Below are 26577 nucleotides of genomic sequence, written 5' to 3'. Positions count from 1 at the left end.
GTCAGTTCACGCAGCGTCGGGCTCAGGGGCGCCCTCGGCCGGGACCTGCGCGGCGAAGCGGGCCTTCGCCTCGTCGATCTTGCGCCCGAAGTGCACGGAAGCCCACCACAGCCCGGCGAAGCAGGCGCCCAGGAAGAACATCGTGGGGACGACGAAGCCGCTGGCGATCAGGGCGATCTGGAGCGCCCAGCCGAGCTGTACGCCGCCCGGACGGGTGATCACTCCGCACAGCAGCACGCACAGTGCCATCACGCTGCCGCTGACCGTCCAGACCGTACCCGCCGAAAGGTCACTCGTCTGCATCGCGACCAATCCAGCGAAGCCCACGATGAAGAACTCCCCGAGCAGCGTCGAGGCGCACAGGGTCCGCATCAGTGCTTCCTCCCGCTCCCGAGCAGCAGCCGGGCCTCACCGACCGTGATGACCGAGCCGGTGACCAGCACCCCGGCTCCCGCGTACTCGCCCTCCTCCTCGGCGAGCGTGATCGCCTCCTCCAGCGCGCCGTCCAGCCGCGGCTCGACCTGGACCCGCTCCTCACCGAAGACCTCGACGGCGAGGGCGGCCAGCTCGTCCACGTCCATGGAGCGGTGGCTGGAATTGCGGGTGACCACAACCTCGGCGAACAGTGGCTCGAACGCCTCCAGCAGGCCGCGCACATCCTTGTCGGCGCTGGGCGCGACGACGCCGATCAGCCTGCTGAAGCTGAACGCCTCGCTGACGGCCTCGGCGGTGGCCCGCGCACCGCCCGGGTTGTGCGCGGCGTCCAGCACCACGGGCGGGCTGGTGCGTACCACCTCCAGGCGGCCGGGCGAGGCGACCGAGGTGAACGCCTGGCGCACCACCTCGACGTCCAGCGTGCGGGCCTGCTGCTGGCCGATGCCGAAGAACGCCTCGACGGCGGCGAGCGCGACGGCCGCGTTGTGCGCCATGTGCGCGCCGTGCAGCGGAAGGAAGATGTCGTCGTACTCGCCGCCGAGGCCGCGCAGGGTCAGCTGCTGGCCGCCGACGGCCAGTTCCCGGGAGACGACGCCGAACTCCATGCCCTCGCGGGCGACGGTCGCGTCCACCTCCACGGCCTTCTTCAGCACCACGGAGGCGGCCTCGACCGGCTGCTGGGCCAGCACGACCGTGGCATCGGGCTTGACGACACCGGCCTTCTCGACGGCGATCTTCTCGGGGGTGTCACCCAGCCGGTCGGTGTGGTCGAGGGAGATGGGGGTGACGACGGCGACGTTCGCGTCGATGACGTTGGTCGCGTCCCAGGTGCCGCCCATGCCGACCTCGACGACGGCCACGTCCACGGGCGCGTCGGCGAAGGCGGCGTAGGCCATGCCGGTCAGCACCTCGAAGAAGGACAGGCGGTAGTCCTGCCGGCTGTCGATCAGCTCGACATACGGCTTGATGTCGTCGTACGTCTCGATGAACCGCTCGGCGGAGACCGGCGCCCCGTCGATGCTGATGCGCTCGGTGACCGACTGCACGTGCGGGGAGCTGTAGCGCCCTGTGCGCAGTTCGAAGGCGCCGAGCAGCGCCTCGATCATGCGGGCTGTCGTGGTCTTGCCGTTCGTGCCGGTGATGTGGATGGAGGGGTAGGCGCGCTGCGGGTCGCCGAGCACGTCGACCAGCGCGGCGATCCGCTCGACCGAGGGCTCCAGCTTGGTCTCACCCCATCGGGTGGCCAGCTCCTCCTCGACCACGCGCAGCGCCGCGTCCACCTCGGGGTCCTCGGGCCTGCCCGGCACCACATCCGGCTGGGGAGGGCCCGCCTGGGCCCGCAGGGTGCGGCTGCCCGCCTCGATCACCGCGAGGTCGGGGTCGCGGTCGGTCTCCTCCCCGACGATTTCCTCGAACGGGGTCGGCTCGGGTTCGTTGGGCTGGGGCTCGTCGCTCACGCGGACCAGTCTACGTATGCGCGCGACGGCTTCCGGGCGGGCGTCCCGTGGCTCCTGCATTCCCGCCACGACGGCGTGACGCGACAACGACGTGACCGGCGGCGCCGAACCCGTCCGGGGTGAATACGGGGTGAATACGCCGCCGCCGGTCACGTCGTACGTGGTGCTCCCGGTGCGGGGGCCGGGAAGCTACGGGAGCCGCTCCAGCTGCTCCTTCAGGCGGGCGATGTCGGCCTCCGCGGCCTCGCGCCGGGTGCGGATCTTGTCGACGACGTGGTCCGGCGCCTTGGCCAGGAACGCCTCGTTGCCGAGCTTCGCCCCCGTCTGCGCCAGCTCCTTCTCCGCGGCGGCCAGGTCCTTGGCGAGCCGCTTGCGCTCGGCCTCGACGTCGATGACGCCCGACAGGTCGAGCGCGACGGTCGCCCCCGCGACCGGCAGCGACGCCGTGGCGTGGAAGCTCTCGCCCGCGGGCTGGAGCCGCAGCAGCTGCCGGACGGCGTCCTCGTGGGCCACCAACGGCGTGCCGTCCAGGGTGAGTTCGGCCGGGACCCGCTGGCCCGGCTGGAGGCCCTGGTCGGCGCGGAAGCGGCGGACCTCGGTGACCGCCTGCTGGACCGTGGCGATCTCCCGCTCGGCCTCGGCGTCCCGGAAGCCCGAGTCCTTCGGCCAGTCCGCGACGACGACGGACTCGCCGCCCGTCAGCGTCGTCCACAGCGTCTCGGTGACGAACGGGACGACCGGGTGCAGCAGCCGCAGCGTCACGTCCAGGACCTCGCCCAGGACGCGGCGGGAGACCTCGGCGGGCCTGCCGCCCTTGGCGAAGGTGGTCTTGGACAGCTCGACGTACCAGTCGAAGACCTCGTCCCACGCGAAGTGGCGCAGCGCGTCGGAGAGCTTGGCGAACTGGTAGTCGTCGTAGTGGCCGTCGACCTCCGCCAGCACCTCGTTCAGCCGGGAGAGGATCCAGCGGTCCGCCGCCCCCATCTCCGGCCGCTCGGGCAACGGGCCCTCGACCGAGGCACCGTTCATCAGCGCGAAGCGCGTGGCGTTCCAGATCTTGTTGGCGAAGTTGCGCGACGCCTTGACCCAGTCCTCGCCGATGGGGACGTCGGCGCCGGGATTGGCTCCGTTGGCGAGGGTGAAGCGGACGGCGTCGGAACCGTACGCGTCCATCCAGTCGAGCGGGTCGACCGAGTTGGGGTTGGACTTGGACATCTTCTTGCCGTGCTCGTCGCGGACGAGACCGGTCAGCGCGATGGTGTGGAAGGGCGGCTCGTCCATGACGTACATCCCGAACATCATCATCCGGGCGACCCAGAAGAAGATGATGTCGTGCCCGGTGAGCAGGACATCCGTGGCGTAGAACTTCTCCAGGTCCGGCGTCTCGTCCGGCCAGCCGAGCGTGGAGAACGGCCACAGGCCGGAGGAGAACCAGGTGTCCAGGACGTCCGGGTCCTGGTGCCAGCCCTCACCGGTGGGAGGCTCCTCGTCGGGGCCGACGCAGAGGACCTCGCCGTCCGGGCCGTACCAGACCGGGATGCGGTGGCCCCACCACAGCTGGCGCGAGATCGTCCAGTCGTGCATGTTGTCGACCCAGTCGAAGTAGCGGGACGACATCTCGGCCGGGTGGATCTTCGTGCGCCCGTCGCGGACGGCGTCGCCCGCGGCCTGGGCGAGCGGGGCGACCTTGACCCACCACTGCATGGACAGCCGGGGCTCGATGGTCGTCCTGCAGCGCGAGCAGTGCCCGACGCTGTGCACGTACGGCCGCTTCTCCGCGACGATCCGGCCCTGCTCACGGAGCGCGGCGACGATGGCCGAGCGCGCCTCGAAGCGGTCCAGCCCCTCGAAGGGACCGTGTGTGGTGATCACGCCGCGCTCGTCCATGACCGTGACCATGGGGAGGTCGTGGCGGCGGCCGATCTCGAAGTCGTTCGGGTCGTGCGCCGGGGTGACCTTGACGGCTCCGGTGCCGAACTCGGGGTCGACATGGGTGTCGGCGACGACGGGGATGGCGCGGCCGGTGAGCGGCAGCTTGATCTGCTTGCCGATCAGGTGCGCGTACCGCTCGTCCTCGGGGTGGACGGCCACGGCGGTGTCGCCGAGCATCGTCTCGGCCCGGGTCGTGGCGACGACGACGGTGTCAGCGCCGTCGCCGTACTTCAGCGAGACCAGCTCGCCGTCGTCCTCCTGGTATTCGACCTCGATGTCGGAGATCGCGGTCAGACAGCGCGGGCACCAGTTGATGATCCGCTCGGCGCGGTAGATCAGCCCGTCGTCGTACATCTTCTTGAAGACGGTCTGGACTGCGCGGGAGAGGCCCTCGTCCATGGTGAAACGCTCGCGCGACCAGTCGACGCCGTCGCCGAGGCGGCGCATCTGGCCGAGGATCTTGCCGCCGTACTCCTCCTTCCACCGCCAGACGCGCTCGACGAACGCCTCCCTGCCGAGGTCCTGACGGGACTTGCCCTCCTCGGCGAGCTGCTGCTCGACCTTGTTCTGCGTGGCGATGCCGGCGTGGTCCATGCCGGGCAGCCACAGCGCCTCATAGCCCTGCATCCGCTTACGACGGGTGAGGGCGTCCATGAGGGTGTGCTGGAAGGCGTGCCCGAGGTGGAGGGATCCGGTGACGTTCGGCGGGGGGATCACGATCGTGTACGGCTGCTTGCCGCTCTTCGGATCCGCCTCGAAGTAGCCCCGCTCCACCCAGCGCTCATACAGCTTCCCCTCTACCTCGGCCGGCGCGTACTGGGTCGGCAGATCTGCGGGGGTCGCTGTGTGCTGCCCGTGCGGTTCCGGGCTGGGCTGAGTGTTCTCGGTCACGGCAGCCAGTGTACGGGCGCCAATGTCCCGGTCTCGAATCGGTTTGTGGACCGGTGCAGCGCTCTCCCGCGCCATCCGTCAGGATGAACCTGCGCATTCGACTAGATGTTCACGGAGGGGAAGCGCCGTCATGAGTAGCAACCAGCCCGGTCCGTACGGCCAACAGCCGCAGCAGCCCGGTCCGTACGGGCAGCCGGGCCCGTACGGACAGCCCCCGCAGCAGCCGGGCGGCCCCGGTCCGTACGGTGGCGCCCCCGGGCAGCCTGGTTACGGATACCCGCAGCAGCCCGGCCAGCAGCCCCAGCAGCCGGGCGGGCCTCCACCGCAGGGCTACGGCTACCCGCAGCAGGGCCAGCAGCCCGGCATGCCGGGTCAGCCGGCTCCCTACGGCCCGCCGGGCATGCCGAACCCCCCGCAGGGCGGTGGCGGCGGCAACGGCAAGACCATCGGCATCATCGTGGGCGCCCTGGTCGTGGTGGCGGCCGTCATCGGCGGCGTGCTGATGTTCACCGGCGACGACAAGGACGACGGCGGCGGTGGCGGCAAGGGCGGTGGCGGCGGCAGCGTCGCGTCCGACGGCAAGAAGTACAAGCTGACGACGCCCGCGACGGTCGCCGAGGAGTTCAACAAGGTCCCCTCCAGCGGCTCCGGCGACACCTTCAACGACGACGACATCGCCAAGTTCGAGAAGTTCGGCGTGCAGAACCCCAAGCAGGTCTCGGCGAAGTACAAGACCTCGGGCAGCGGAGTGGACGTCAAGCAGCTCGAGTTCGGCGGCGTCTACGGCGACATCGCGAACCCCGAGGCCGTGGTGAACGGCGCCCTCCTGATGATGGCCAAGGAGGCCAAGGAGGACCCGGACACCAGCGGCGGCGGCAAGGCCGAGCTGGACGGCGAGGCCGAGACGGTCAAGCCGGCCGGGCTGGACGACGACGCGGTGATGAAGTGCCAGAAGGTGAAGTTCACGCCCGGGGCGAACAACGCCTCCGGCATGAAGGGCTTCACGATCCCGTTCTGCATGTGGGGCGACCACAGCACCATCGGCTTCGTCGTCGTCGCCGACACGGCTGCGGTCCTCAGCGGCACCGGCACCCCGGTCTCCGAGGCCGCCGCCACCACGGCGAAGGTCCGCAAGGACACCCGGGTCGAGATCAAGTGACCCGCGGTGCCGGTGCGCGGCGGGACGTCCCCGCCGCGCACCGGCACCCACGCATGTGATGTACACAACGGCAGCGCCCGGTGGCACCTTCACCGGGCGCTCCTTCTGTCCGCGGCCCATCGGGACGTAACCGGACAACTCCCCTCGCTTTCTTCACGATCTCGTACCCAGCGGGCGCCGATTCGGCGCCCGGTGCAGCGAGGGGAAGCCCGCATCCGTCAGGATGTGCGAGCGCATTCATGTACATGTTCACGGAGGGGAAGCGCCACCATGAGTCACAACCAGCCCGGGCCATACGGCCAGCAGCCGCCCTACGGCCAGCAGCCTCAGCAGCCGGGGCAGCCCGGTCCCTACGGTGGCGCGCAGGGCCAGCCCCAGCAGGGCTACGGCTACCCGCAGCAGGGCCAGCCCCAGCAGCCGCAGCAGGGCTACGGCTACCCCCAGCAGGGCCAGCCCCAGCAGCCCGGCCCCTACGGCCAGCAGCCCCAGCAGCCGGGCATGCCGATGCCGCCGCAGGGCGGTGGCGGCAAGGGCAAGACCATCGGCATCGTCGTGGGCGCCCTGGTCGTCGTCGGCGCCATCATCGGCGGCCTGTTCATGTTCGGTGTCATCGGTGGCGGCGACAAGAAGCTGGAAGCTCCCCAGGCCATCGGCGAGTACAAGCTCCAGGGCAAGCCCGAGACGGGCGACGGCGCCGAGATCACGGACGGCAAGTCCGCCAACGGCAAGAAGGAAGAAATCCCGGGCCTGGACGCGGACGGCCACGTCGGCGCGAAGTACACCTCGGGTACCAAGCAGCTCCAGTTCAGCGGGGCCTATGGCTCGCTGGACGACCCGGAAGAGGGCGTCGACTGGATGCTGGGCAAGATGGACAAGAGCATCGGATCCATGGGCCAGAAGGACGGCGAGGCCAAGGAGGTCACCCCGGACGGCTTCGACGGTGACGTCATGAAGTGCCAGACCTACAAGGTGGCCACCAAGTCGCAGACGATCTGCGCGTGGGGCGACTCCAGCACCATCGGCATGACGGTGGCCGGTGAGCCGGCCGGCGGCGGCGTCACTCCCGAGCAGGCCGCCGACCTCGCCGGCCAGGTCTACGAGGCCGCAGTCGTCGACAAGTGACCCGGCGCTGAGCCGCCACTGAGGCGAGCGTGAGAGAGCCCGGCTCCCCGAGGGGGAGGCCGGGCTCTCTCATGCTGTCAGGAGGGCGTGAGGCCGCTGTCAGGAAGGCGTGGGGCCCCCCAAGAGCGGGGCCCCAAGGCGCGGGCCGTCAGGCGCTCTTCTCGTGGTGCTGCTGGTCCCCGTTGCCACGGGCCCGCGGCACCAGGGTCGGGTTCACGTTGGAGTGGACGACCTCTTCGGTGATCACGACGCGCTCCACGTCCTTGCGGGAGGGCACCTCGTACATCACCGACTGGAGGACCTCCTCCATGATGGCGCGCAGCCCGCGCGCTCCGGTGCCCCGGAGGATCGCCTGGTCGGCGATGGCCTCCAGCGCGGGACGGTCGAAGTCCAGCTCCACACCGTCGAGTTCGAACAGCCGCTGGTACTGCTTGATCAAGGCGTTCTTCGGCTCCATCAGGATCTGGAGCAGCGCCTCGCGGTCGAGGTTGTGGACGGAGGTGATGACCGGCAGACGGCCGATGAACTCCGGGATCATCCCGAACTTCACCAGGTCCTCCGGCATGACCTCCTCGAACTGGTTGCTCGCCTCGATCTCGCGCTTGGAGCGGATGTCGGCACCGAAGCCGATGCCCTTGGCGCCCGCGCGGGACTCGATGATCTTCTCCAGACCGGCGAAGGCACCGCCGACGATGAACAGCACGTTCGTCGTGTCGATCTGGATGAACTCCTGGTGCGGGTGCTTCCTGCCGCCCTGCGGCGGCACGGAGGCTGTCGTGCCCTCCAGGATCTTCAGCAGCGCCTGCTGGACACCTTCACCGGAGACATCGCGGGTGATCGAGGGGTTCTCGCTCTTGCGGGCGACCTTGTCGATCTCGTCGATGTAGATGATCCCGGTCTCGGCCTTCTTGACGTCGTAGTCGGCCGCCTGGATCAGCTTCAGCAGGATGTTCTCGACGTCCTCGCCGACGTAGCCCGCCTCGGTGAGCGCCGTGGCGTCGGCAATGGCGAAGGGGACGTTGAGCATCCGGGCGAGCGTCTGCGCGAGCAGGGTCTTGCCGGAGCCGGTGGGGCCGAGCAGCAGGATGTTGGACTTCGACAGCTCGATGCCGTCGTCGCGCCCCGGGGTGTTCTCACCGGCCTGCACGCGCTTGTAGTGGTTGTAGACCGCTACGGAGAGGGCCTTCTTCGCGGCCTCCTGGCCGACGACGTAGCCCTCCAGGAACTCAGAGATCTCACGCGGCTTGGGAAGCTCGTCCCAGCGCACCTCGGAGGACTCTGCGAGCTCCTCCTCGATGATCTCGTTGCAGAGATCGATGCACTCGTCGCAGATGTACACACCTGGACCCGCGATGAGCTTCTTCACCTGCTTCTGGCTCTTGCCGCAGAACGAGCACTTGAGCAGATCGCCGCCATCACCGATGCGTGCCACGAGGAGCTTCCCCTTCGCCTGGGATCCGTCGAGTGGGTACGGACCGAGGTACATGCTCTCCGACGGTACCTTGCCGGACCGCCGGAATGGGCCCCCCTTGGACCGACCCGACTCACTCGGTCGGGTCGGTCCCCGGGGATACGGGACTTGTGCAGAGCTCCCGTCAGGCTTCGACCGAGGTCTTGCGGGTGGAGACGATCTGGTCGATCAGGCCGTACTCCAGCGACTCCTCGGCGGTGAGAATCTTGTCACGCTCGATGTCCGAGGAGATGGCTTCGCGCTCCTTGGTGGAGTGCTTGGTGAGCATGTCCTCCAGCTGATCGCGCATCCGCTGGATCTCCTTGGCCGCGATCTCCAGGTCGGAGACCTGACCGCGCCCCGTCTCGCTGTAGGGCTGGTGGATGAGGATACGCGCGTTCGGCAGCGCCATGCGCTTGCCGGGGGTGCCGGCGGCGAGCAGCACGGCCGCGGCGGAGGCCGCCTGGCCCATGCAGACCGTCTGGATGTCGGGCTTCACGAACTGCATGGTGTCGTAGATCGCGGTCAGCGCCGTGAAGGAGCCGCCCGGGGAGTTGATGTAGATCGAGATGTCCCGGTCCGGGTCCATCGACTCCAGGCACAGCAGCTGAGCCATGACGTCGTTTGCGGAGGCGTCGTCGATCTGCACGCCGAGGAAGATGACGCGCTCTTCGAAGAGCTTCGCGTAGGGGTCGTACTCACGCACGCCCTGCGAGGTGCGCTCGACGAAGCGCGGGATGACGTAGCGGGACTCCGGTGCGATGCCGGTGAACTCGGCCTGCGGTCCCGTGTGGAGTGAGGTCATCGGGAGGTTCTCCTGAGGATGAGCTGGCTGCGGTAGGGGCGTGTGCCGTGCGGCAGTACGGCGGGGCTCACGCACCCGTTCCGCCGCCGCCGGGAAGCTGCGCGGCGTTGCCGTAGACCTCGTCGATGAGGCCGTAGTCCCGCGCCTCCTCAGCGGTGAACCAGCGGTCACGGTCGGCGTCGCGGGTCCACTGCTCGACGGTCTGACCGCTGTGCGCGGCCGACAGCTCGGCCATCTTCTTCTTGGTGCGCAGAAGCTGCTCGGCGTGGATCTTGATGTCCGTCGCGGAGCCCGCCAGGCCCGCGGAGGGCTGGTGGATGAGGATGTCGGCGTTCGGCAGCGCGAACCGCTTGCCGGGGGTGCCCGCCGTGAGCAGGAACTGCCCCATCGAAGCCGCCAGTCCCATGGCGATGGTGACGACGTCGTTCTTGATGTACTGCATGGTGTCGTAGATCGCCATGCCCGCCTGGATCGAACCGCCCGGGCTGTTGATGTACAGGAAGATGTCCTTGTCCGGATCGGCGGCAAGGAGCAGAAGCTGGGCGGTGATCTTGTTGGCGATATCGTCGTCCACCGGCTGGCCGAGGAAAATGATGCGCTCGTCGAGCAGCCGGTTGTAGACCTGGTCGCCGAGGCCACCACCGAAGTTGGGCTCACCGGCGGCGGAAGGCATCGGAAGCGTCACGTGTCCACCTGCTCGTATCCGGACGGCCGCGCGAAGCTGGCCGTCACTGGGGTCTTCGTCTACTGGGGACCCTAACGCCCCGGTCGTCGGCCGCCATCCCGGTCAGAGCGCATTTCGCTGTGAGCGCAGGTAGCACAGCGCTGTGAGCGCAGGTAGCACAGCGCTGTGAGCGCGGGTGCCCCCCGGGAGCGCGTGAGGGGCCGCGGGCGCGGGTGCGCTCACGGCCCCTTCAGGCGGCGTACGGCGACCGGGCGCCGGGTCAGCTCCCGGACTTCTCGGTCTTGTCGTCCTTCTCCTCCGCGGCCTCGGAGCCCTCGGCCGCCTCGGCGGTCGCGGCGTCCTCGGTCGCGGCCTCGGCGGCACCCTCGGTGCCCTCGGCCGTCTCGTCCTCGTCGTCGCTCATGTCGACGACCTCACCGTTGGTGTCCTTGACGGTGACGGACTCCACGACGGTGGCCAGTGCCTTGCCGCGGGCGACCTCGCCGACGAGCATCGGCACCTGGCCGCCCTCGACGACGGCCTGTGCGAACTGGTCGGGGCTCATGCCGGAGGACTGGGCGCGGCGCATCAGGTGCTCCGTCAGCTCTTCCTGGCTGACGTTGAGCTTCTCCTTGCTGACCAGCTCGTCCAGGACGAACTGGGTGCGGATGCCCTTCTCCGCCTGCTCCTTCAGCTCGCCCTCGAAGTCCTCCTCGCTCTTGTCCTGCATCTTCAGGTAAGAGGCGAGGTCGAGACCGAGCTGGCCGAGCTGGTGGTTGACCAGGTTGTGCTTGCGGCTCTCGATCTCGTCGGCGAGCAGCTTCTCCGGGACCGGGACCTCGGTCAGCTCCAGGAGGGCGTCCAGCACCTTCTCCTGGGCCTGGGTGGCCTGGTCGTACTTCTTCTGGTCGGCGAGGCGCTTGCGGCTGTCCTCGCGCATCTCCTCCAGCGTGTCGAACTCGCTGGCGAGCTGGGCGAACTCGTCGTCCAGCTCGGGCAGTTCGCGTGCGGAGACGCTCTCGACGGTGACGGAGACCTCGGCCTCCTGGCCGGCGCCGGAGCCGCCCTTCAGCTCGGAGGTGAAGGTGGTGGTGCCGCCCGCCTCCAGGCCGGTGACGGCGTCGTCGATGCCGTCCAGCAGCTCACCGGAGCCGATGGTGTAGTCGACACCCTCGGCGACGCCGTCCTCCAGGACCTCGCCGTCGACCTTGGCCTCAAGGTCGAGCTTGACGACATCGCCCTCGCCGGCGGCGCGCTCCACGACCGAGGTGGAGGCGAAGCGCTCACGCAGCTGCTCGACGGCCTTGTCGACGTCCTCGTCCGAGACCTCGGCGGCGTCGACCTCGACCTCGATGCCGGAGTAGTCCGGGATCTCGATCCCGGGGCGTACGTCGACCTCGGCGGTGAAGGCCAGCAGCTCGTTGTCCTTCAGCTCCGTGATGTCCACCTCGGGCTGGCCGAGCACGTTCAGCTCGCCCTCCTCGACAGCGGACTCGTAGAGCTTCGGAAGAGCGTCGTTGACAGCCTCCTCCAGGACGGCACCGCGGCCGAAGCGCTGGTCGATCACCCGGGCAGGGATCTTGCCCTTACGGAAGCCGGGCACCGTGACCTGCTGGTTGATCTTCTTGTACGCCGCGTCGAGGCTGTCCTTGAGCTCCTCGAAGGGCACCTCGACTGTGAGCCGAACCCGGGTCGGGTTCAGGGTCTCCACGGCGCTCTTCACGGTCGGTCTCCTTGGGGCTGGCATTGGGGGTCTTGCTGATTCCTGGCTGCGCCCCGTATGCATGCAGACACGACACAGGCACGCGCGTCTTTCATAGTACGTGGTCGGGGTGGCCGGATTCGAACCGACGACCTTCCGCTCCCAAAGCGGACGCGCTACCAAGCTGCGCCACACCCCGCCGGTGCGACACGTAGAGTACATGCCGTACGATGCAGTTCGTGCCGTTCCGGCCCGGGCAAGCGCCCGAGAGACCGGTGCGAGGCGCGCATGCGGGCGTAGCTCAATGGTAGAGCCCTGGTCTTCCAAACCAGCTACGCGGGTTCGATTCCCGTCGCCCGCTCGGTGAGACGAAAGGCCCGGCCCCTGGAGGGACCGGGCCTTTGTCGTGCGGTTGCCGGGCCGCGCGGCTGTCGGGCGGTCAGCTTCTTCGCCGCGCGGTCACGCTTCTGAGCCGAGAGCGGCGGCCGGAGAGCGGGGGCGCCGTGAGCGGCGGCCGGAGAGCGGTGGACAGTGAGCCGGGACACAGGACGAGCCACGGACAGAAGAGCCGGCCGGGGCGTGGTCAGAAGACGAGCGCGCGTGCTCAGCGGCCGACCGTCGCGCGCTCGCGGCTGACCGTCGTGCGCTCAGAAGCTGATCTGGTTGATCGTGTCGGCGATCGAGTTGAGGAACCGGTTGATCGAGGGCGCCATGCCGGTGGAGGCGAGGAAGAAGCCGAAGAGCACGGCGACGACGGCGGGGCCCGCCTTGATCGACTTGCCCCGGATCATGACGACCAGGATGACTCCCAGCATCAGGACTACCGACAGCGAGATGGCCACAACTGCTCACACCCTCATGCTCGGAACGCCTCACCGGCCAGGGGGTCTGCCACCACTGCCACACCCCCGCGCCCACCCATCGTGCCACCAACTCCCGCGCACGAGGACCCGGGTGACCGCCCATCGGCTCCATCATCCGGTAAATCCTGGGACTGGCGCGACCCATGGGACCCGTCCACGGGATCCGTCCACGGGATCCGTCCACGCGGGGCCCGGACGGGACCGGGGGCGGGCCGTCGTCGCCGGACGGATAGTATGCGCATGGCGTATAGACCCCTAATTCGGCCATCAATTCGGCCTGATCAATGCGCCGTACAGGGGATGGGCACCTGATGCATTACTCATGGCACCCGGTGCCGAGCCACAGGTGAATTCCTTGCGTACAACTGGGAATTGTGGCCTCGCTCACAGCGGGCACAGAGGGGCACGAAGGGGACATCTCCCTGGTGTCACACCAGCTCCATATGCCCCGTTTAAGTGGGACAACTGACATCAAATCGAACATTTCCGTCCGCGGCTCGTCGCGCCAGTTCCCGAACGCGGGGAATAGCAAGCGGAGTCGCGGGAACTAGAGTCGTGACCTGAATTTACGGCCTAGAGGGTTAACCGCTATGGTGCGGCAGATGTTGCACGCTGGTTATGAGCGGGCGCCGCTCCCCCCCGTCCGCCAGGAGTCCCCCTCCCAGACGCCACCGGTGTCCGCGGAGCAACCTGCGAAGGCGCAGAAGAAGCCAGCAGCCAAGCAGCGTGATCCGTTCTTCGACAACGCGAAGTACCTCACGATCGTGCTCGTCGGGATCGGTCACACTTGGGATCCGCTGCGCGATGACAGCCGTACGGCCGAAGCCCTGTACTTCGTGATGTACACGTTCCACATGCCGGCCTTCATCATCATCTCCGGCTATCTGTCCAGGAGCTTCGAGGGCAAGCCGAAGCAGGTCCAGCGCCTGGTCACCGGCGTGGTGGTCCCCTACCTGGCGATCCAGGTCGCGTACACCTTCTTCATGCGGTGGGCCAACGACGACCCGGACCGCGAGTTCCACTTCCAGGAGCCGGGGTTCGCGCTCTGGTTCCTTGTGGCGCTGTTCCTGTGGCGGCTGACCACGCCGGTGTGGAAGAGCCTGCGCTGGCCGTTGCCCGTCGCGCTGGCGATCGCGGTGGCCGCGAGTGTGACCCCGACGATCGACAGTGATCTGAACCTGATGCGGGTCGCGCAGTTCCTGCCGTTCTTCGTGCTCGGGCTCCAGCTCCGTCCCCACCACTTCCAACTGGTCAAGCGCCGTGAGATGCGCTACATCGCCGTGCCGGTGACGCTGTGCGCGATGGTCTTCGCCTACTGGGCCGTGCCCAGGATGTCCAAGGCGTGGTTCCTGCACGACAAGTCCGCCGCCGACATGCACGTCCCCTCCTGGGCGGGCGCCGTGATGTACCTCGCCATCTTCGGCTGCGGTCTGGTGATGACCGCGTGCTTCCTGTCGTGGGTGCCGCGGCGGCACATGTGGTTCACGGTGCTGGGCGCGGGCACGCTGTACGCGTACCTGCTGCACATCTTCGCGATCCAGGGCTCCCGGCAGTTCGACTGGTACGACATGGCCTGGGTCGACCACCCGCTGAGCCGGGTGTTCATCACCGTGCTGGCCGCCGTGATGATGACGGCGCTCTGCACTCCATGGGTGACCAGGATGTTCCGCTTCATGGTCGAGCCGAAGATGGAGTGGTTCTTCAAGCGGGATGCCGGTGCGATGGCCCGCAAGCGGGAGGCCACGCGGGGTGTCCAGGGTGACGGCTCACAGCCGTCGGCCGGTCGGCAGCCCGTCTCCCACCGCAAGCGGTAACGCCTCGCGGCCCTGCGGCCCGCGTGCAACTGTTCGTCCCCCTTGCCCTCCCCGGGTCCTTCCCGGGGAGGGCAAGGTGTTTCCGGGCCCTGCCGGGCTCGGCTCAGGGGCGGTGCAGGAGGGCTCTGGCGGGGAGGGCGGTGGCCGTGAGGGTGAGGGTGGCGATGGTCGCTGCGAAGGCTCCGTAGAGAAGCGGGGGTATGTGCGGGGGCGCTTCGAAGAGGCCCTGGGTCATGGGGATGAGCGTCGCCAGTGCGATCGCTGTGCCCAGGGCCAGAGCGGACAGGGCGACGAGCGCCGCCTCCCAGCGCATCATCTCCAGCACCTGCCGCCGGGTGGAGCCGATCAGCCGCAGGGTCGTCACCTCGCGGCGGCGTGCGAGGACGGTCATCACCAGGGTGTTCACGGCTGCGACCGCGGCGAAGCCGCCGAGGACGAGCGCCATGGTGCGGTTGCCCCAGGCGTTGAGGGCGCGGTCCCGGTCTGCGGCCCTCGTGTAGGACGCCTTGTCGGAGACGTCGCCGAGGCCGCTCAGCGCCCGGGCGACGGCGCCCGTGTCGGCGTCCCGCTCCTGGCGGACGAGTATCTCGCTGTCGTAGGCCGAGGTGACGTGCCCCGTCAGGGCGGCGCGGGGCAGGGTGACAGCGGACAGTCCGGTGCCCCTGGTGTAGACGGCGGCGACCTTGGGGCGGACCTTCGTGCCGTCGGGGAGCCACAGGGGCAGCCGGTCGCCGGGGGCGACGCGCGCGCCCTTGGCGACGAGGCGGTCGACGGCGACCGTGCCGCGCCGCAGCCCGTCGAGCGAGCCCTCGCGTATGCCCAGGTTCTGGACGTCGCCCAGCGCTCGCCCTCCCCCGCTGACGCCCTGTGCGGCGGCGGCCTGGAGGTAGGTGCCATCGGAGCGGACCTCCACCAGCACCTCGGTGCGCAGCAGCCCTGTCGCCGCTTGGACGCCCGGGGTGCGGGCCGCGCGGGCGGCGGCGGTGCGTGGCAGGCCGGTGCCGGCGGGGCCCGTGACGATGTGGTCGGCGCGTATGCCGGCGCGCTGCTGGACGGCGGTCGCGTGATCCTCGCTGGTCTGGAGAAAGATCAGCGTCGAGCAGAAGGCCATGGCCAGCACGACGGGGGTGATCGCCGAGGCCAGTCTGCCGGCGTGCGCCCAGGAGTTGGCGGCGGCCAACTCGGACGCGGCGGTGCCCGCGCGCATCACCAGACCGAGCAGCCAGGCGCACGCCTTGGCGACGTACTGGCCGAGCAGCGCGACCGCCGTCATCAGCAGCATCACCACGCCCAGCGCGAGGTTCGCCGCTTCCTCGCCGCCCTCGGTGGCGGCGAGCCGTGCCATGGCGATGCCGCCGGTCAGGGCGCCGAGGCCGAGCAGGGTGCGGATGATGCCGGGCCGGAAGCGCTCGCGTGCCGCCTCGCTGAGGGCCAGGCCCGGTTTGATCTTCGAGGGGCGGCGGGCCGCGAGGTATCCGGCGAGCAGCGCGGTGCCGAGGACCGTGCCGAGTGCGGTCCACACCGGGGTGGCCGTGATCTCCAGGTGGAGGCCGTCGGGGACGGCGCCGCGTGCGCGCAGCTCGCCGAACCACCAGCTCGCCAGGCCCACCCCGGGCAGACAGCCCAGTGCGCCCGCGAGGGGAGCGACGAACATCGCCTCGGTCGCGACCGTCCGCCGGATCTGCCGGGGTGTCGCGCCGATGGCGCGCAGCAGGGCGAACTCGCGGCGGCGCTGGGAGACCGACAGGGCCACGGTGCCCGAGGCGGTGAAGACGGCCGTCATGGCGGCGATCCCGCCGAAGGAGAAGCCGAGGCCCGTCAGCGCTTCCTTGGCGTAGTCGACGCCGGTGTCCTCGGCCGCGCTGCGCGCTTGGCCGGTGTGTACGCGCAGGCCCGTGCCCTTGAGCGCGGTACGCAGCCGGTCGGCGACCGTGGCGGGGTCCGCGCCGTGCCGGGTGAGGACGGCGAGGGCGTCGGCCTTCCCCGGGTGACCGGCAAGCGCCTGGGCGCGCGCGTCGGTGAACCAGGCGCCCGGGCCTTGCGGGTGTCCGCCTCCGCTGGGGCCCCGGGTGGTGCCGGAGACATGGAAGGTGCGGGCACCTTCTGGCGTGGTGAGGGTGACCTCGGCGCCGGTGCGGGCGCCCAGGGCCTTGGCGGCGGCGGTGTCGAGGACGAGGTCGCGGTCCGTCCGGGGCGGGGTGCCGTGCCGGAGGCGGGTGGCGGTGAAGGCGCTGGAGCCCCATCCGTGTCCGGTGAGCGGCGCCGCGCCGTGCCGGGATCCGAGGGTGAAGGTCACATCGGGCACGGCCCGGCTGACCCCCGGCACCGTGCGGGCCTTCCGCGCGGCGCCGGCGGCGTCCAGCCGGGCGCGCTCGGGGACGGTGTCCCCCTCGTCCGAGCGGTCCTCTCCGCTGCCCGTGATCAGGTGGGCGTTCTGGTCGGCGGTGACGACGACGGGTGCCGCCGCGTAGCGCTGGGGCGGGACGGAGGCGCGTACACCGGTCTCGGCGAGGAAGCCGCAGGCCGAGATGATCATCGCGGCCATGGCGAGCGCCACGAACGTCCCGGCGAAGGAGGCGGGCTTGAACCGGACGGCCGCGCGGGCCAGCCCGTTGGGCAGCAGGCCGGTGCTCATGCGGCGACCTGCGGGGAGGAGTGCGGGGCGGACGACGGGCCGCGCGCGGTGAGCCGGGCCATCCGCGCGGCGATCTCCCCGGCGGCGTGCGTCGGCTCCCACTCGGGCCGGCGCTCCAGGCTGTCGACGAGGCTGCCGTCGGCGAGGAAGAGCACCCGGTCCGCGTACGCGGCGGCTGCCGGGTCGTGGGTGACCATGACGACGGTGCCGTGGGGGCCGCCGGGATCGCCCGGGACTCCGGGGCCCGGAACCCCTGGGTCCGGGACGCCGAAGCCCGGCGCGGGCTCCCCCGTCGCCGCGCTGCGCAGCAAGGTGAGGACCTCGGCCGCTGTGGTGGTGTCGAGGGCCCCGGTCGGCTCGTCGGCGAAGATCACGTCGGGTGAGGTGACCAGCGCGCGGGCCAGGGCGACGCGCTGTTGCTGGCCGCCGGAGAGCTGGTCGGGGCGGCGCCTCGCGTGCTCGTGCAGGCCCACTTGGGCGAGGACGTGCGCCGACCGGCGCCGGTCGGGCCTGCGGCCCGCGAGGCGCAGCGGCAGCTGGACGTTCTGCTCGACGGTGAGCGAGGGCAGCAGGTTGAACGCCTGGAAGACGAAGCCGAGACGGCTGCGGCGCAGCGCGGTCAGCTTGTTCTCGCTGAGGGCGGTGATCTCGGTGCCGCCCAGGTGAACGGTGCCCGAGGTGGGCCGGTCGAGACCGGCGGCGCACTGGAGGAAGGTGGACTTCCCCGAGCCGGAGGGGCCCATCACGGCGGTGAAGCTGCCGTGGGGCAGGGCGAGGTCGATGCCGCGCAGGGCATGCACACTCCGTCCGTAGCGCCGGGTGACGGCGCGCAGCTCCACCGCGCAGCGCACCCTCGGGGCGTACGCCTCCTCGTGCGCCGAGCGCTTCGGGCGCTTGCCCATGCTGGTCTCCAACCCTGGTGGTCCGCTGTTTCCGACCTCTCGAACGTACGGATCACGGGTGGTCGGGCACCATGACGGTTGCCGCCGGATTCAGGGTGGGGAAAACCCCCGGGTCCGGGCTCAGGCCAGGTGGAGCGGGGGCCGACGAGCGGCAGCGCGGGCGGCTCAGGCGGGGCGGCGCGGGGCGACTCAGGCGGGGCGGCGCGGGGCGACTCAGCCAGGGCCGCGCGGGCGGCTCAGGCGCGGCAGAGCAGCAGGAGGGCGCGGTCGTCGTTGACGTCGCGCGCGACGGACTCGATCAGGTGCCAGGCGGCGCCGTGGAAGCTGGAGGCGACGTAGCGGTCGGCCTCGCCGGTGAGGCGGTCTATGCCCTCGGTCAGGTCCCGGTCGGCCGTCTCGACGAGCCCGTCGGTGAACAGCATCAGCACGTCACCGCGGCGCAGCGTCCCCCTGACGGGCTCGAACTCCGCGCCGTCGTACACACCCAGCAGCGGGCCCTCGCCGGCCTTCTCCTCCCATTTGCCGGATCCGGCGTTGAGCTGCATCGCGGGCACGTGTCCCGCGGAGAGGAGTTCGTAGTCGCCGCTGTCCAGGTCCAGCACGAGGTGGACAGAGGTGGCGAAGCCCTCGTCCCAGGACTGGCGCAGCAGATAGCCGTTGGCGGCCGGCAGGAAGTCGTGCGGGGGCAGCGAGCCGAGCAGTCCGCCGAAGGCGCCGGAGAGCAGCAGCGCGCGGGAGGCGGCGTCCATGCCCTTGCCGGAGACGTCGGTGAGGACGACCTCGAGAGTGCGGCTCTTGGGGCCGGTGCGCGCGGCGACGACGAAGTCTCCGGAGAAGGACTGTCCTCCGGCGGGCCGCAGCGCCATTTCGCGGTGCCATCCGGAGGGCAGTTTGGGCAGCTTGCTCTGGACACGGATGCGTTCGCGCAGGTCGAAGAGCATGGTGCCGCCGCGTCGCCAGGGCACCCCCACTCGGCTGCGGAACTGCGCGACGAGCAGCCCGGAGAGCCCGGCAGCCGCGACGACCAGGATGGTGCCGGGGGTGACGCGTCCGGCGCCGTCGGCGAACCCGGCGTAGGGCGTGAGGAGCAGCGACTCGACCATGACCGCGACAGCGGCCGTGGCGTAGAGCGCGAGGAGGCTGGCGGGCCGCAGCAACAGCCCGCCGGCGATGATCGGCAGCACCAGCGCCTCGGGCGCGCACCACAGGGGCACCACGACGGTGGCACAGGTGAGGGCGGGGACGGTGAGCATCAGTCCGGCCAGGGCCACCCAGTCGGAGGCCCCGCCCCTGAAGTAGTCGACGGCGGACTTGCGCAGGGTCGTCCGGACCCGGTGCAGGGCCTTGTGCGCCTGGTGCGACCGGGCCGTCGAGGGTGAGGATCCCGCGCGGCGTTCCGCCATGCTCAGGGAGCCTAGCCATCCGCTGTGTGACCCGTCGATTCCCGGCGCCCCCTGGTGCCCCCGTGGCTGTGCAGACGCACGTGCACCTGTGCGCACATGACCGTAAAAACGTTCGCACCCCCGCGAACTCCCTGGTAGGCATGGCTGTATGACAACTGAGCCGCGGGTTCTCCAGCCGTCGGAGTGGGACGCCTGGTACGACATCTTGGTGAGCGCGTTCGGGAGTGGGGAGCCTCCCGAGGAGCGGGAGTTGTTCCGTTCCCTGACCGAGACGGAGCGTTCGCTCGGGGTCTGGGACGAGGAACAACCGGTGGGCACGGCGGGGCTGTTCTCCTTCCGGATGACGGTCCCGGGCGGCGCTGCCGTACCCACGGCGGGCGTGACGATGGTCAGCGTGGCCCCCACCCACCGGCGCCAGGGAGTGCTGCGCTCTTTGATGCGGCGCCAGTTGGACGATCTGCGGGCATCCGGTGAGGAGCCGCTGGCGGTGCTGACGGCGTCCGAGCCGGCGATCTACGGCCGGTTCGGGTACGGCCTGGCGAGTCGCGAGCTGGAGGCCACCATCGACAGCAGCCGGGTCGCGCTGCGGCTGCCGCCCGGGTTGGAGGCGGAGGCCGCTGGGCTGCGGCTGCGCCAGTCGGACGACTCCGCCTCCCTGCTGGCGGAGTGCGAGGCCGTCTACGCGCGCTGTGTGGCCGCGCGGCCGGGGATGCTGAAGCGGCGCCCCGGCTGGGAGCGGTTGCCGCTGCTGGACCCGGAGCGCGCCCGGGAGGGCGCCTCGCCGCAGCGCTGTGTGGTGGTGCTGCGGGGCGAGGAGCCGGTGGGCTACGCGCGCTACGCGGTCAAGGTCCACTGGTCCGACTACGACGCTGCCGACGGCACGGTGCTGCTGCGGGAGCTGCACGCGGTGGATCCGGCCGCGCATGCGGCGCTGTGGCGCTTCTTGTTCGGGATCGACCTGACCACGTCCGTGGAGACGGGGGAGCGCCCGGTCGACGACCCGTGGCTGCACTGGGTGAGCGACCCGCGCAGATGTGCCACCCGGTGGGGGGACGGGCTGTATCTGCGCCCGGTGGATGTGGGTGCCGCGCTCGCCGCGCGTGCGTACGCGACGCCCGTGGATGTGGTCCTTGAGGTCGAGGACGCCTTCTGCCCCTGGAACACCGGGCGCTGGCGGCTCTCCGGTGACGAGAAGGGCGCGGTGTGCGCGCCGACCCGGGACGCGGCCGATCTGGCGCTGTCCGTACCGGAGCTGGGCTCGGCGTATCTGGGCGGCATCTCGCTGACAGCGCTGGCGCGGTCCGGGCTGGTGGAGGAGAAGCGGCCGGAGTCGGGGGCGCTGCGGGAGACGACGGCGGCGTTCATGAGCGACGTGGCGCCCTGGCTGCCGCACGGGTTCTGAGCGGCGGGGAGCTTCCGGGCTCTTTGCGGCTCCGGAGGCTCCTGCCTCCGGAGGGGGCTCCGGAGGCTCCTGCCTCCGGAGGGGGCTGGGGATGCTCGGCTTCCGGGGCTCCGAAGTTCCGGCTCTCAAGCTCAGCGAAGTTCCGGCTCCCCGGCTCAGCGGCGCTGGCAGCCCGCGCACCAGAAGAGGTTGCGCGCCGCGAGTTCGGCGCTGCTCACGGGGCTGCCGCAGATCAGGCAGGGCTGCCCGGCGCGGCGGTAGACGTAGACCTCGCCCCCGTGGTCGTCCACGCGCGGGGGGCGTCCCATGGCCTCGGGGGTGTGCTCCTCGCGCACGGTGTCGATGCGGTTCCTGCGCACCCCTTCGTTCATCAGCGCGACCAGATCCGACCAGATCGCGTCCCATTCGGAGCGCTGGAGTTCACGGCCTGGCCGGTACGGGTCGATGCCGTGCCGGAAGAGGACCTCGGCGCGGTAGACGTTGCCGACCCCGGAGACGATCTTCTGGTCCATGAGCAGCGCGGCGACGCTGGTGCGGCTGCGGGAGACGCGGGCCCAGGCGGCCTCCGGGTCGGAGGCGGGGCGCAGCGGATCGGGCCCGAGGCGGTCGTCTATGGCCTGCTTCTCGGGCTCGGCCAGCAGTTCGCAGCGGGTGGGTCCGCGCAGGTCGGCGTAGTGCAGCGCCTCCTCGGGCAGCCCGTCGGACCGGGTGGCGAGCCGCAGCCGCACCTGGCCGACGGGTGGCGGCGGGGTGCCCGCGCCGAAGCGGAAGGTGCCGTACAGGCCCAGGTGCACATGGACCCAGCCGAGCGGGCCGAAGCCGAGAAAGAGGTGCTTGCCGTGCGCCTCGGTGGCCGTCAGCTCCGCGCCGTCGAGCAGCGCGGCGCCGTCGGTGAACTTGCCCTGCGGGCTGGCGGCGTCCAAGGGGTGTCCGGCCAACCGGTCGGCGCAGTCGCGGGCGAGCCGGTGGATGGTGTGTCCCTCGGGCACGCGGTCCCTCTCAGCCTTGCGGGTGGTGTGCCGGGACGGGCGGCAGCTCGCGGGTGTCCTCGTAATCGGCGAGCATCCGGATGCGGCGCTGGTGGCGCTCGCCTTCGGAGAAGGACGTGTTCAAGAAGGTCTCCACGAAGCGCACCGCCTCCTCGGCGGTGTGCATCCGCGCGCCGACGCTGACGAGGTTGGCGTCGTTGTGCTCGCGGGCGAGCGCGGCCGTCTCCTCGCTCCACGCCAGGGCGCAGCGGGCGCCGGCGACCTTGTTGGCCGCCATCTGCTCGCCGTTGCCGGAGCCGCCGATGACGACACCGAGGGAGTCGCTGTCCGCCACGGTGCGCTCGGCGGCACGCAGGCAGAAGGGCGGGTAGTCGTCGTCGGCGTCGTAGATGTGCGGGCCGCAGTCGACCGGCTCGTGGCCGGCGGACTTCAGCCACTCGACGAGGTGGTTCTTCAGTTCGTAACCGGCATGATCGGAGCCGAGGTACACGCGCATGCCTCAGAGTGTGGCATCCCCGTGCGGCATCCCTGGTGGTGGGGGCGGTGCGCGGGGCAGCCGCGGAAGCCGGACACTGCCTCGCTGTACGCGGGCCGTCGCGGTGCGCATTCGGGCCGTCGCAGGAGAAACCCGGCCACATTACACGGTGTGTCCAGGAACGTTGTCGGAATGTTCCGTGAACAACAATCCGGCTTCGGACCCTTTCAATCCGGGCAGAACGAGTCGTTCCATGTGTTGACCCCCGTTGCACAACGACCCTCAGAGGAGCCGGCCGCCCCATGAGTTCTCAGCACACCCCGCCCGCGTCGGGGAAGCCGACCCAGAGCCCGCCGCCCCAGGGCGGCGACGGCCTCCAGGCGGGCCTCAAGAACCGCCATCTGTCCATGATCGCCATCGGCGGTGTCATCGGCGCCGGCCTCTTCATCGGCTCCAAGGCGGGCATCGCCGATGCCGGACCCGGCATTCTGCTGTCCTACGCCCTGGCCGGGCTGCTGGTCGTCCTGGTGATGCGGATGCTCGGCGAGATGGCCGCGGCCGACCCGACCTCCGGCTCGTTCTCGACCTACGCCGACCGGGCGCTCGGCCGCTGGGCCGGGTTCACCATCGGCTGGCTGTACTGGTTCTTCTGGGCGGTGGTGCTCGCCGTGGAGGCGACCGCCGCCGCCGTCATCCTGGAGGGCTGGATACCCGCGGTCCCGCAGTGGGGCTGGGCGCTGCTGGTGATGCTGGTGCTGACCGGCACCAACTTGATCTCCGTCGGCTCCTATGGGGAGTTCGAGTTCTGGTTCGCCGGGATCAAGGTCGTCGCGATCATCGCCTTCATCGTCGTCGGCCTGATCGCGGTCGCCGGACTGCCGCCCGCCGACCACACCGTGGGCATGGACAACCTGACCGGCCAGGGCGGCTTCCTGCCCCACGGGCCCGGGGCGATCTTGTCCGGGATGCTGCTGGTGGTCTTCTCCTTCATGGGCAGCGAGATCGTCACGCTGGCCGCCGCCGAGTCGCCCAACCCGGTCGCCGCCGTCCGCAAGGCCGTCAACAGCGTGATCTGGCGGATCGGGCTGTTCTACATCGGCTCGATGTTCGTGATCGTCACGCTGATGCCGTGGAACTCGAAGGCCGTCGCCACCGACGGGCCCTACGTCGCGGTGCTGAACTCGCTGGACATCCCGTACGCGGGCACCGTCATGGACATCGTGGTGCTCACGGCCGTGCTCTCCTGTCTGAACTCGGGCCTGTACACCGCCTCCCGGATGGCCTTCTCGCTCGGGGAGCGCGGGGACGCCCCGGCCTCCTTCGGACGCACCAACGCGCGGGGCGTGCCCACGGCCGCGATCTGGGCCTCGGTGGCCTTCGGCTTCGTGGCCGTCTTCTTCAACTACATCGCCAAGGACACCGTCTTCGAGTTCCTGCTGAACTCCTCGGGTGCCGTGGCGCTCTTCGTCTGGCTGGTCATCTGCGCCTCGCAGCTGCGGATGCGGCGCCGGATCGAGCGCGAGGCACCGGAGCTGCTGACGGTGAAGATGTGGCTGTACCCGTATCTGACGTGGGCGACCATCGGGCTGATCGTGTTCGTGGTCGGCTACATGTTCACCGACTCCGACGGGCGCGTTCAGATGATCCTGTCGCTGGCCATCGCCGCGCTCGTGCTGGCGACCTCGCTGGTCAAGGACCGGGTACAGCGCCGCAGGACGGCTGTGGCCGAAGGGACGGCACCGGCTGCGGCACCCGCGGACGCGGACGGGGCGGCACCCGCGGACGCGGCCTCTTCCTGAGCAGCTCGGCCTCTTCCTGAGCGACGCTTGCCTCTTCCTGAGCGGAGACCGCTGATCTGAGCGGAGACGACGGAAGGGTCCGGCGCCTGTGCGGCACCGGACCCTTCCGTTCGTTCGCGGGCCCCACCGGCCCCATGGGCCCGCACGGAGCCCTGCGGCTCAGCCCTTGCGGCCGGCCAGCTTCCAGGCGGCCGGCAGCGCGCCCATCGCCAGCAGGGCCTTGAGAGCGTCGCCGACCAGGAACGGCACCAGCCCGGCCGCGATCGCCTCGCCGGCCGACATGCCGGTGGAGAGGGCCAGGTACGGGACGCCCACGGCGTAGATGATCGCCAAGCCGGCGGCCATCGTCCCCGCCGTGCGCAGCGCGCCCCGGTCACCGCCCCGCCGGGCGAGGGCTCCCACGGCGACGGTGGCCAGCATCATCCCGAACACGTAGCCGAGCGAGGGGATCCCGACGCCCGAGGACGCCTCGGCGAACCACGGCATGCCCGCCATCCCGGCGAGCGCGTACAGGGCCAGCGCGACGAAGCCGCGACTGGCGCCGAGGCCCGCGCCGACCAGCAGCGCGGCGAAGGTCTGGCCGGTGACCGGCACGGGCGAGCCGGGCACAGGCAGCGAGAGCTGGGCGGCTGCTCCGGTCAGCGCGGCGCCGCCGACGACCAGCGCGGCATCCCGTACGCGGGCGCGCGCGGCGCTGGAGGCGGGCAGCAGATCCGCGAGTACTGCTCCGGGGCGCGGTGTCACGGCGGCGGAAGTGAGGGCACTCATCTGGGCATCTCCGTCTGGTCCGGCTGGCTTCTCTCGTGCCGTTCGACGCTAGCCGAATCCGGCCGTGCGCCGAGCGTGAGCGGGCGTGAGCTTGGTGACAGTGGGTGTGAGGGGCGCGACGGTGAGGGCGGTGGGACCGGCGGTGGGGCGTGGAACGGGCCGGTGGAACGGGCGTGCGGGGCCAGCTCACAGCATGAGGGGGGGTGTCCGTATCCCGGAAGGCCCTGCACGATTATTGATGTGCCGGGGCGCGCTCCCGAAACTGATGAGAACACAACAAGAACAACGACCACTCTGTCCCCACCCATGACCTCACACCCCAGGAACGGCCACTGATGACGCGCACCGAGACGTCCGACGCGCCCCCGCCCCCCGGCGACTCCGATCCTTCCCAGCGCTCCCTCGCGCACGGGCTCAAGCAGCGCCACCTGTCCATGATCGCCCTGGGCGGCGTCATCGGCGCGGGCCTCTTCGTCGGTTCGGGCGCGGGCATCGCCGCCGCCGGGCCTTCGATCGTCCTCGCGTACGCGGCCTCCGGCGCGCTGGTGATGCTCGTGATGCGGATGCTGGGCGAGATGTCCGCGGCGCGTCCGGCCTCCGGCTCCTTCTCCGTGCACGCCGAGCGGGCCCTGGGACCTTGGGCCGGTTTCACGGCGGGCTGGATCTACTGGACGCTGCTGTGTGTGGCCATCGCGACGGAGGCCACCGCCGCGGCGCAGATCATGACGGGCTGGCTGCCGGACACCGCGCAGTGGATGTGGGTCGCGCTGTTCATGGTCATCTTCTGCGGCACGAACCTGGCGGCGGTGCGCAACTTCGGTGAGTACGAGTTCTGGTTCGCCGCGCTGAAGGTGCTGGCGATCTCGGCGTTCCTGGTCCTGGGCGTCCTGGCGATATCGGGGGTGCTGCCGGGCACGGACTCACCGGGCACTGACAACCTGACAGGCAACGGTGGCTTCTTCCCCGCCGGCACCGACGGACTGATCGTGGGCCTGCTCGCCTCCGTGTTCGCCTTCGGCGGGCTGGAGACGGTGACGATCGCGGCTGCCGAGTCGGAAAAGCCGGTCTCCGGCGTCGCCAAGGCCGTGCGGACGGCGGTGTGGCGGATCGGGATCTTCTACGTCGGCTCGATGCTGGTGATCGTCACCTTGATCCCCTGGGACGACAAGTCGGTGCTGACCGGCCCCTACGCGGCCGTCCTGGACTACATCGGCATCCCCTCGGCCGCGCAGATCATGAACGTGGTGGTGCTGGCGGCCCTGCTCTCCGCCATGAACGCGAACATCTACGGGGCCTCGCGGATGTCCTACTCCCTGGTCGAGCGCGGGGCGGGGCCGCGCGTCCTCAACCGGCTGAGCAAGCAGGGCGTGCCCCGCTACGCCGTGATCGCCTCGTCCTTCTTCGGGTTCGTCGCGGTGCTGTTCAACTTCTTCTGGAAGGAGACGGTCTTCCAGTGGCTGCTGAACATGGTCGGCGCCGCGACGCTGGTCGTGTGGGGCTTCATCGCGGTCTCGCAGTACGTCACCCGCAGCAGGCTGGAGCGCGAGGCACCGGAGAAGCTGGTGGTGCGCATGTGGCTGTTCCCGGGGCTGACGATCGTGTCGTTGCTGGGGATCGCGGCCATCTTGCTGCTGATGCTGCGCGAGGGCGACACCCGTACCCAGCTGGCCTTCACCGCGGGGCTGACCGTCGTGCTCGCGCTGGTCGGGTACCTCCGCCAGCGGCTGCGGCCCGGCGTCCCCATTCCCGAGGACGCCTGACGGGCCCTACGACTGCCTGACAGCCCTTCACAGCCGCCCCGGGTCCTAGGACTTCGGGCCGAGCTGACCTGCGACATCACCGAGCGGAGCGGCCCCCCGAAAAGGGGGCCGCTCCGCTTCTTTCCACCCTGTTGCTGCTAGCTTCTTGTT

At 70.3% G+C, this 26577-nt stretch carries 20 protein-coding genes and 2 tRNA genes; 7 read left to right on the top strand and 15 right to left on the bottom strand.

The window, feature by feature from the left end; genetic code table 11:
- Positions 1 to 6: 6 nt before the first annotated feature.
- From OHB04_RS27895 to OHB04_RS27885, 3 genes are all read right to left on the bottom strand, one after another.
- Entirely contained in the window at positions 7 to 372 is a 366-nt protein-coding gene (locus tag OHB04_RS27895) for a DUF4233 domain-containing protein (protein WP_326690393.1), read from the bottom strand.
- Positions 372 to 1892 (bottom strand): bifunctional tetrahydrofolate synthase/dihydrofolate synthase, encoded by a 1521-nt coding sequence (gene folC / locus OHB04_RS27890; RefSeq protein ID WP_326690392.1) that lies wholly within the window; start codon positions 1890 to 1892, stop codon positions 372 to 374. The genes OHB04_RS27895 and folC overlap by 1 nt, the downstream gene beginning before the upstream one ends.
- A gap of 189 nt (positions 1893 to 2081) precedes the next feature.
- The gene (locus OHB04_RS27885) at positions 2082 to 4715 is read right to left on the bottom strand and encodes a valine--tRNA ligase (RefSeq protein WP_326690391.1); all 2634 of its coding nucleotides are present in this window, start codon (positions 4713 to 4715) and stop codon (positions 2082 to 2084) included.
- A 130-nt stretch (positions 4716 to 4845) separates the two neighbouring features.
- Between OHB04_RS27885 and OHB04_RS27880 the strand changes: the two genes are divergently transcribed.
- Entirely contained in the window at positions 4846 to 5874 is a 1029-nt protein-coding gene (locus tag OHB04_RS27880) for a hypothetical protein (protein ID WP_326808549.1), read from the top strand.
- 270 nt (positions 5875 to 6144) lie between these two features.
- The gene (locus OHB04_RS27875) at positions 6145 to 6996 is read left to right on the top strand and encodes a hypothetical protein (protein WP_326690389.1); all 852 of its coding nucleotides are present in this window, start codon (positions 6145 to 6147) and stop codon (positions 6994 to 6996) included.
- Between the two features lie 148 nt (positions 6997 to 7144).
- Here the strand turns inward: OHB04_RS27875 and clpX are convergent, their stop codons facing one another.
- The 5 genes from clpX to OHB04_RS27850 form a co-directional block, all read right to left on the bottom strand.
- Positions 7145 to 8428: an ATP-dependent Clp protease ATP-binding subunit ClpX gene (gene clpX / locus OHB04_RS27870; protein WP_326692942.1), complete on the bottom strand. Its 1284-nt coding sequence runs from the start codon at positions 8426 to 8428 to the stop codon at positions 7145 to 7147.
- Positions 8429 to 8591: 163 nt separating this feature from the next.
- The gene (locus tag OHB04_RS27865) at positions 8592 to 9251 is read right to left on the bottom strand and encodes an ATP-dependent Clp protease proteolytic subunit (RefSeq protein WP_326690388.1); all 660 of its coding nucleotides are present in this window, start codon (positions 9249 to 9251) and stop codon (positions 8592 to 8594) included.
- A 67-nt stretch (positions 9252 to 9318) separates the two neighbouring features.
- On the bottom strand, positions 9319 to 9924 hold the full coding sequence (locus OHB04_RS27860) for an ATP-dependent Clp protease proteolytic subunit (RefSeq protein ID WP_326692941.1): 606 nt from the start codon (positions 9922 to 9924) through the stop codon (positions 9319 to 9321).
- A gap of 271 nt (positions 9925 to 10195) precedes the next feature.
- Positions 10196 to 11638 (bottom strand): trigger factor, encoded by a 1443-nt coding sequence (gene tig / locus OHB04_RS27855; RefSeq protein ID WP_326690387.1) that lies wholly within the window; start codon positions 11636 to 11638, stop codon positions 10196 to 10198.
- A gap of 101 nt (positions 11639 to 11739) precedes the next feature.
- Positions 11740 to 11816, bottom strand: a tRNA-Pro gene (locus OHB04_RS27850).
- Between the two features lie 91 nt (positions 11817 to 11907).
- Here OHB04_RS27850 and OHB04_RS27845 point away from each other — a divergent pair.
- Positions 11908 to 11978 (top strand) — tRNA-Gly (locus tag OHB04_RS27845).
- A gap of 286 nt (positions 11979 to 12264) precedes the next feature.
- Here OHB04_RS27845 and OHB04_RS27840 read toward each other — a convergent pair.
- Positions 12265 to 12459: a hypothetical protein gene (locus OHB04_RS27840; protein ID WP_326690386.1), complete on the bottom strand. Its 195-nt coding sequence runs from the start codon at positions 12457 to 12459 to the stop codon at positions 12265 to 12267.
- A gap of 611 nt (positions 12460 to 13070) precedes the next feature.
- Between OHB04_RS27840 and OHB04_RS27835 the strand changes: the two genes are divergently transcribed.
- Positions 13071 to 14294 carry an acyltransferase family protein gene (locus OHB04_RS27835; protein ID WP_326690385.1) on the top strand — a complete coding sequence of 408 codons (1224 nt, stop codon included), beginning with the start codon at positions 13071 to 13073 and terminating at the stop codon, positions 14292 to 14294.
- 103 nt (positions 14295 to 14397) lie between these two features.
- Here the strand turns inward: OHB04_RS27835 and OHB04_RS27830 are convergent, their stop codons facing one another.
- From OHB04_RS27830 to OHB04_RS27820, 3 genes are all read right to left on the bottom strand, one after another.
- Positions 14398 to 16929, bottom strand: a complete 2532-nt coding sequence (locus tag OHB04_RS27830; protein ID WP_326808548.1) for an ABC transporter permease — start codon at positions 16927 to 16929, stop codon at positions 14398 to 14400.
- Positions 16926 to 17831: an ABC transporter ATP-binding protein gene (locus tag OHB04_RS27825; RefSeq protein ID WP_326690383.1), complete on the bottom strand. Its 906-nt coding sequence runs from the start codon at positions 17829 to 17831 to the stop codon at positions 16926 to 16928. The genes OHB04_RS27830 and OHB04_RS27825 overlap by 4 nt, the downstream gene beginning before the upstream one ends.
- 236 nt (positions 17832 to 18067) lie before the next feature.
- Positions 18068 to 19234, bottom strand: a complete 1167-nt coding sequence (locus OHB04_RS27820) for a PP2C family protein-serine/threonine phosphatase (protein WP_326690382.1) — start codon at positions 19232 to 19234, stop codon at positions 18068 to 18070.
- Positions 19235 to 19382: 148 nt separating this feature from the next.
- Here OHB04_RS27820 and OHB04_RS27815 point away from each other — a divergent pair, with 148 nt between their 5' ends.
- Complete coding sequence (locus OHB04_RS27815; RefSeq protein WP_326690381.1) at positions 19383 to 20636, top strand: GNAT family N-acetyltransferase; 1254 nt, start codon at positions 19383 to 19385, stop codon at positions 20634 to 20636.
- 155 nt (positions 20637 to 20791) lie between these two features.
- Here the strand turns inward: OHB04_RS27815 and OHB04_RS27810 are convergent, their stop codons facing one another.
- Positions 20792 to 21625, bottom strand: coding sequence for an Fpg/Nei family DNA glycosylase (locus OHB04_RS27810; RefSeq protein ID WP_326690380.1), 834 nt, complete (start codon positions 21623 to 21625; stop codon positions 20792 to 20794).
- Positions 21626 to 21635: 10 nt separating this feature from the next.
- Positions 21636 to 22121 carry a ribose-5-phosphate isomerase gene (locus OHB04_RS27805; RefSeq protein WP_326690379.1) on the bottom strand — a complete coding sequence of 162 codons (486 nt, stop codon included), beginning with the start codon at positions 22119 to 22121 and terminating at the stop codon, positions 21636 to 21638.
- A 281-nt stretch (positions 22122 to 22402) separates the two neighbouring features.
- Between OHB04_RS27805 and OHB04_RS27800 the strand changes: the two genes are divergently transcribed.
- Entirely contained in the window at positions 22403 to 23899 is a 1497-nt protein-coding gene (locus tag OHB04_RS27800) for an amino acid permease (RefSeq protein WP_326690378.1), read from the top strand.
- Positions 23900 to 24058: 159 nt separating this feature from the next.
- Here OHB04_RS27800 and OHB04_RS27795 read toward each other — a convergent pair whose 3' ends face one another.
- On the bottom strand, positions 24059 to 24667 hold the full coding sequence (locus OHB04_RS27795) for a biotin transporter BioY (RefSeq protein ID WP_326690377.1): 609 nt from the start codon (positions 24665 to 24667) through the stop codon (positions 24059 to 24061).
- Positions 24668 to 25002: 335 nt separating this feature from the next.
- On the opposite strand from OHB04_RS27795, the gene OHB04_RS27790 reads away from it, so the two are divergent.
- Positions 25003 to 26427, top strand: coding sequence for an amino acid permease (locus tag OHB04_RS27790; RefSeq protein WP_326690376.1), 1425 nt, complete (start codon positions 25003 to 25005; stop codon positions 26425 to 26427).
- Positions 26428 to 26577 lie beyond the last annotated feature (150 nt).

Source organism: Streptomyces sp. NBC_01775 (assembly GCF_035917675.1).
Taxonomy (GTDB): domain Bacteria; phylum Actinomycetota; class Actinomycetes; order Streptomycetales; family Streptomycetaceae; genus Streptomyces.
Note: the sequence above shows the minus strand (reverse complement) of the source record. Positions and strands in the feature narration are given on the sequence as shown.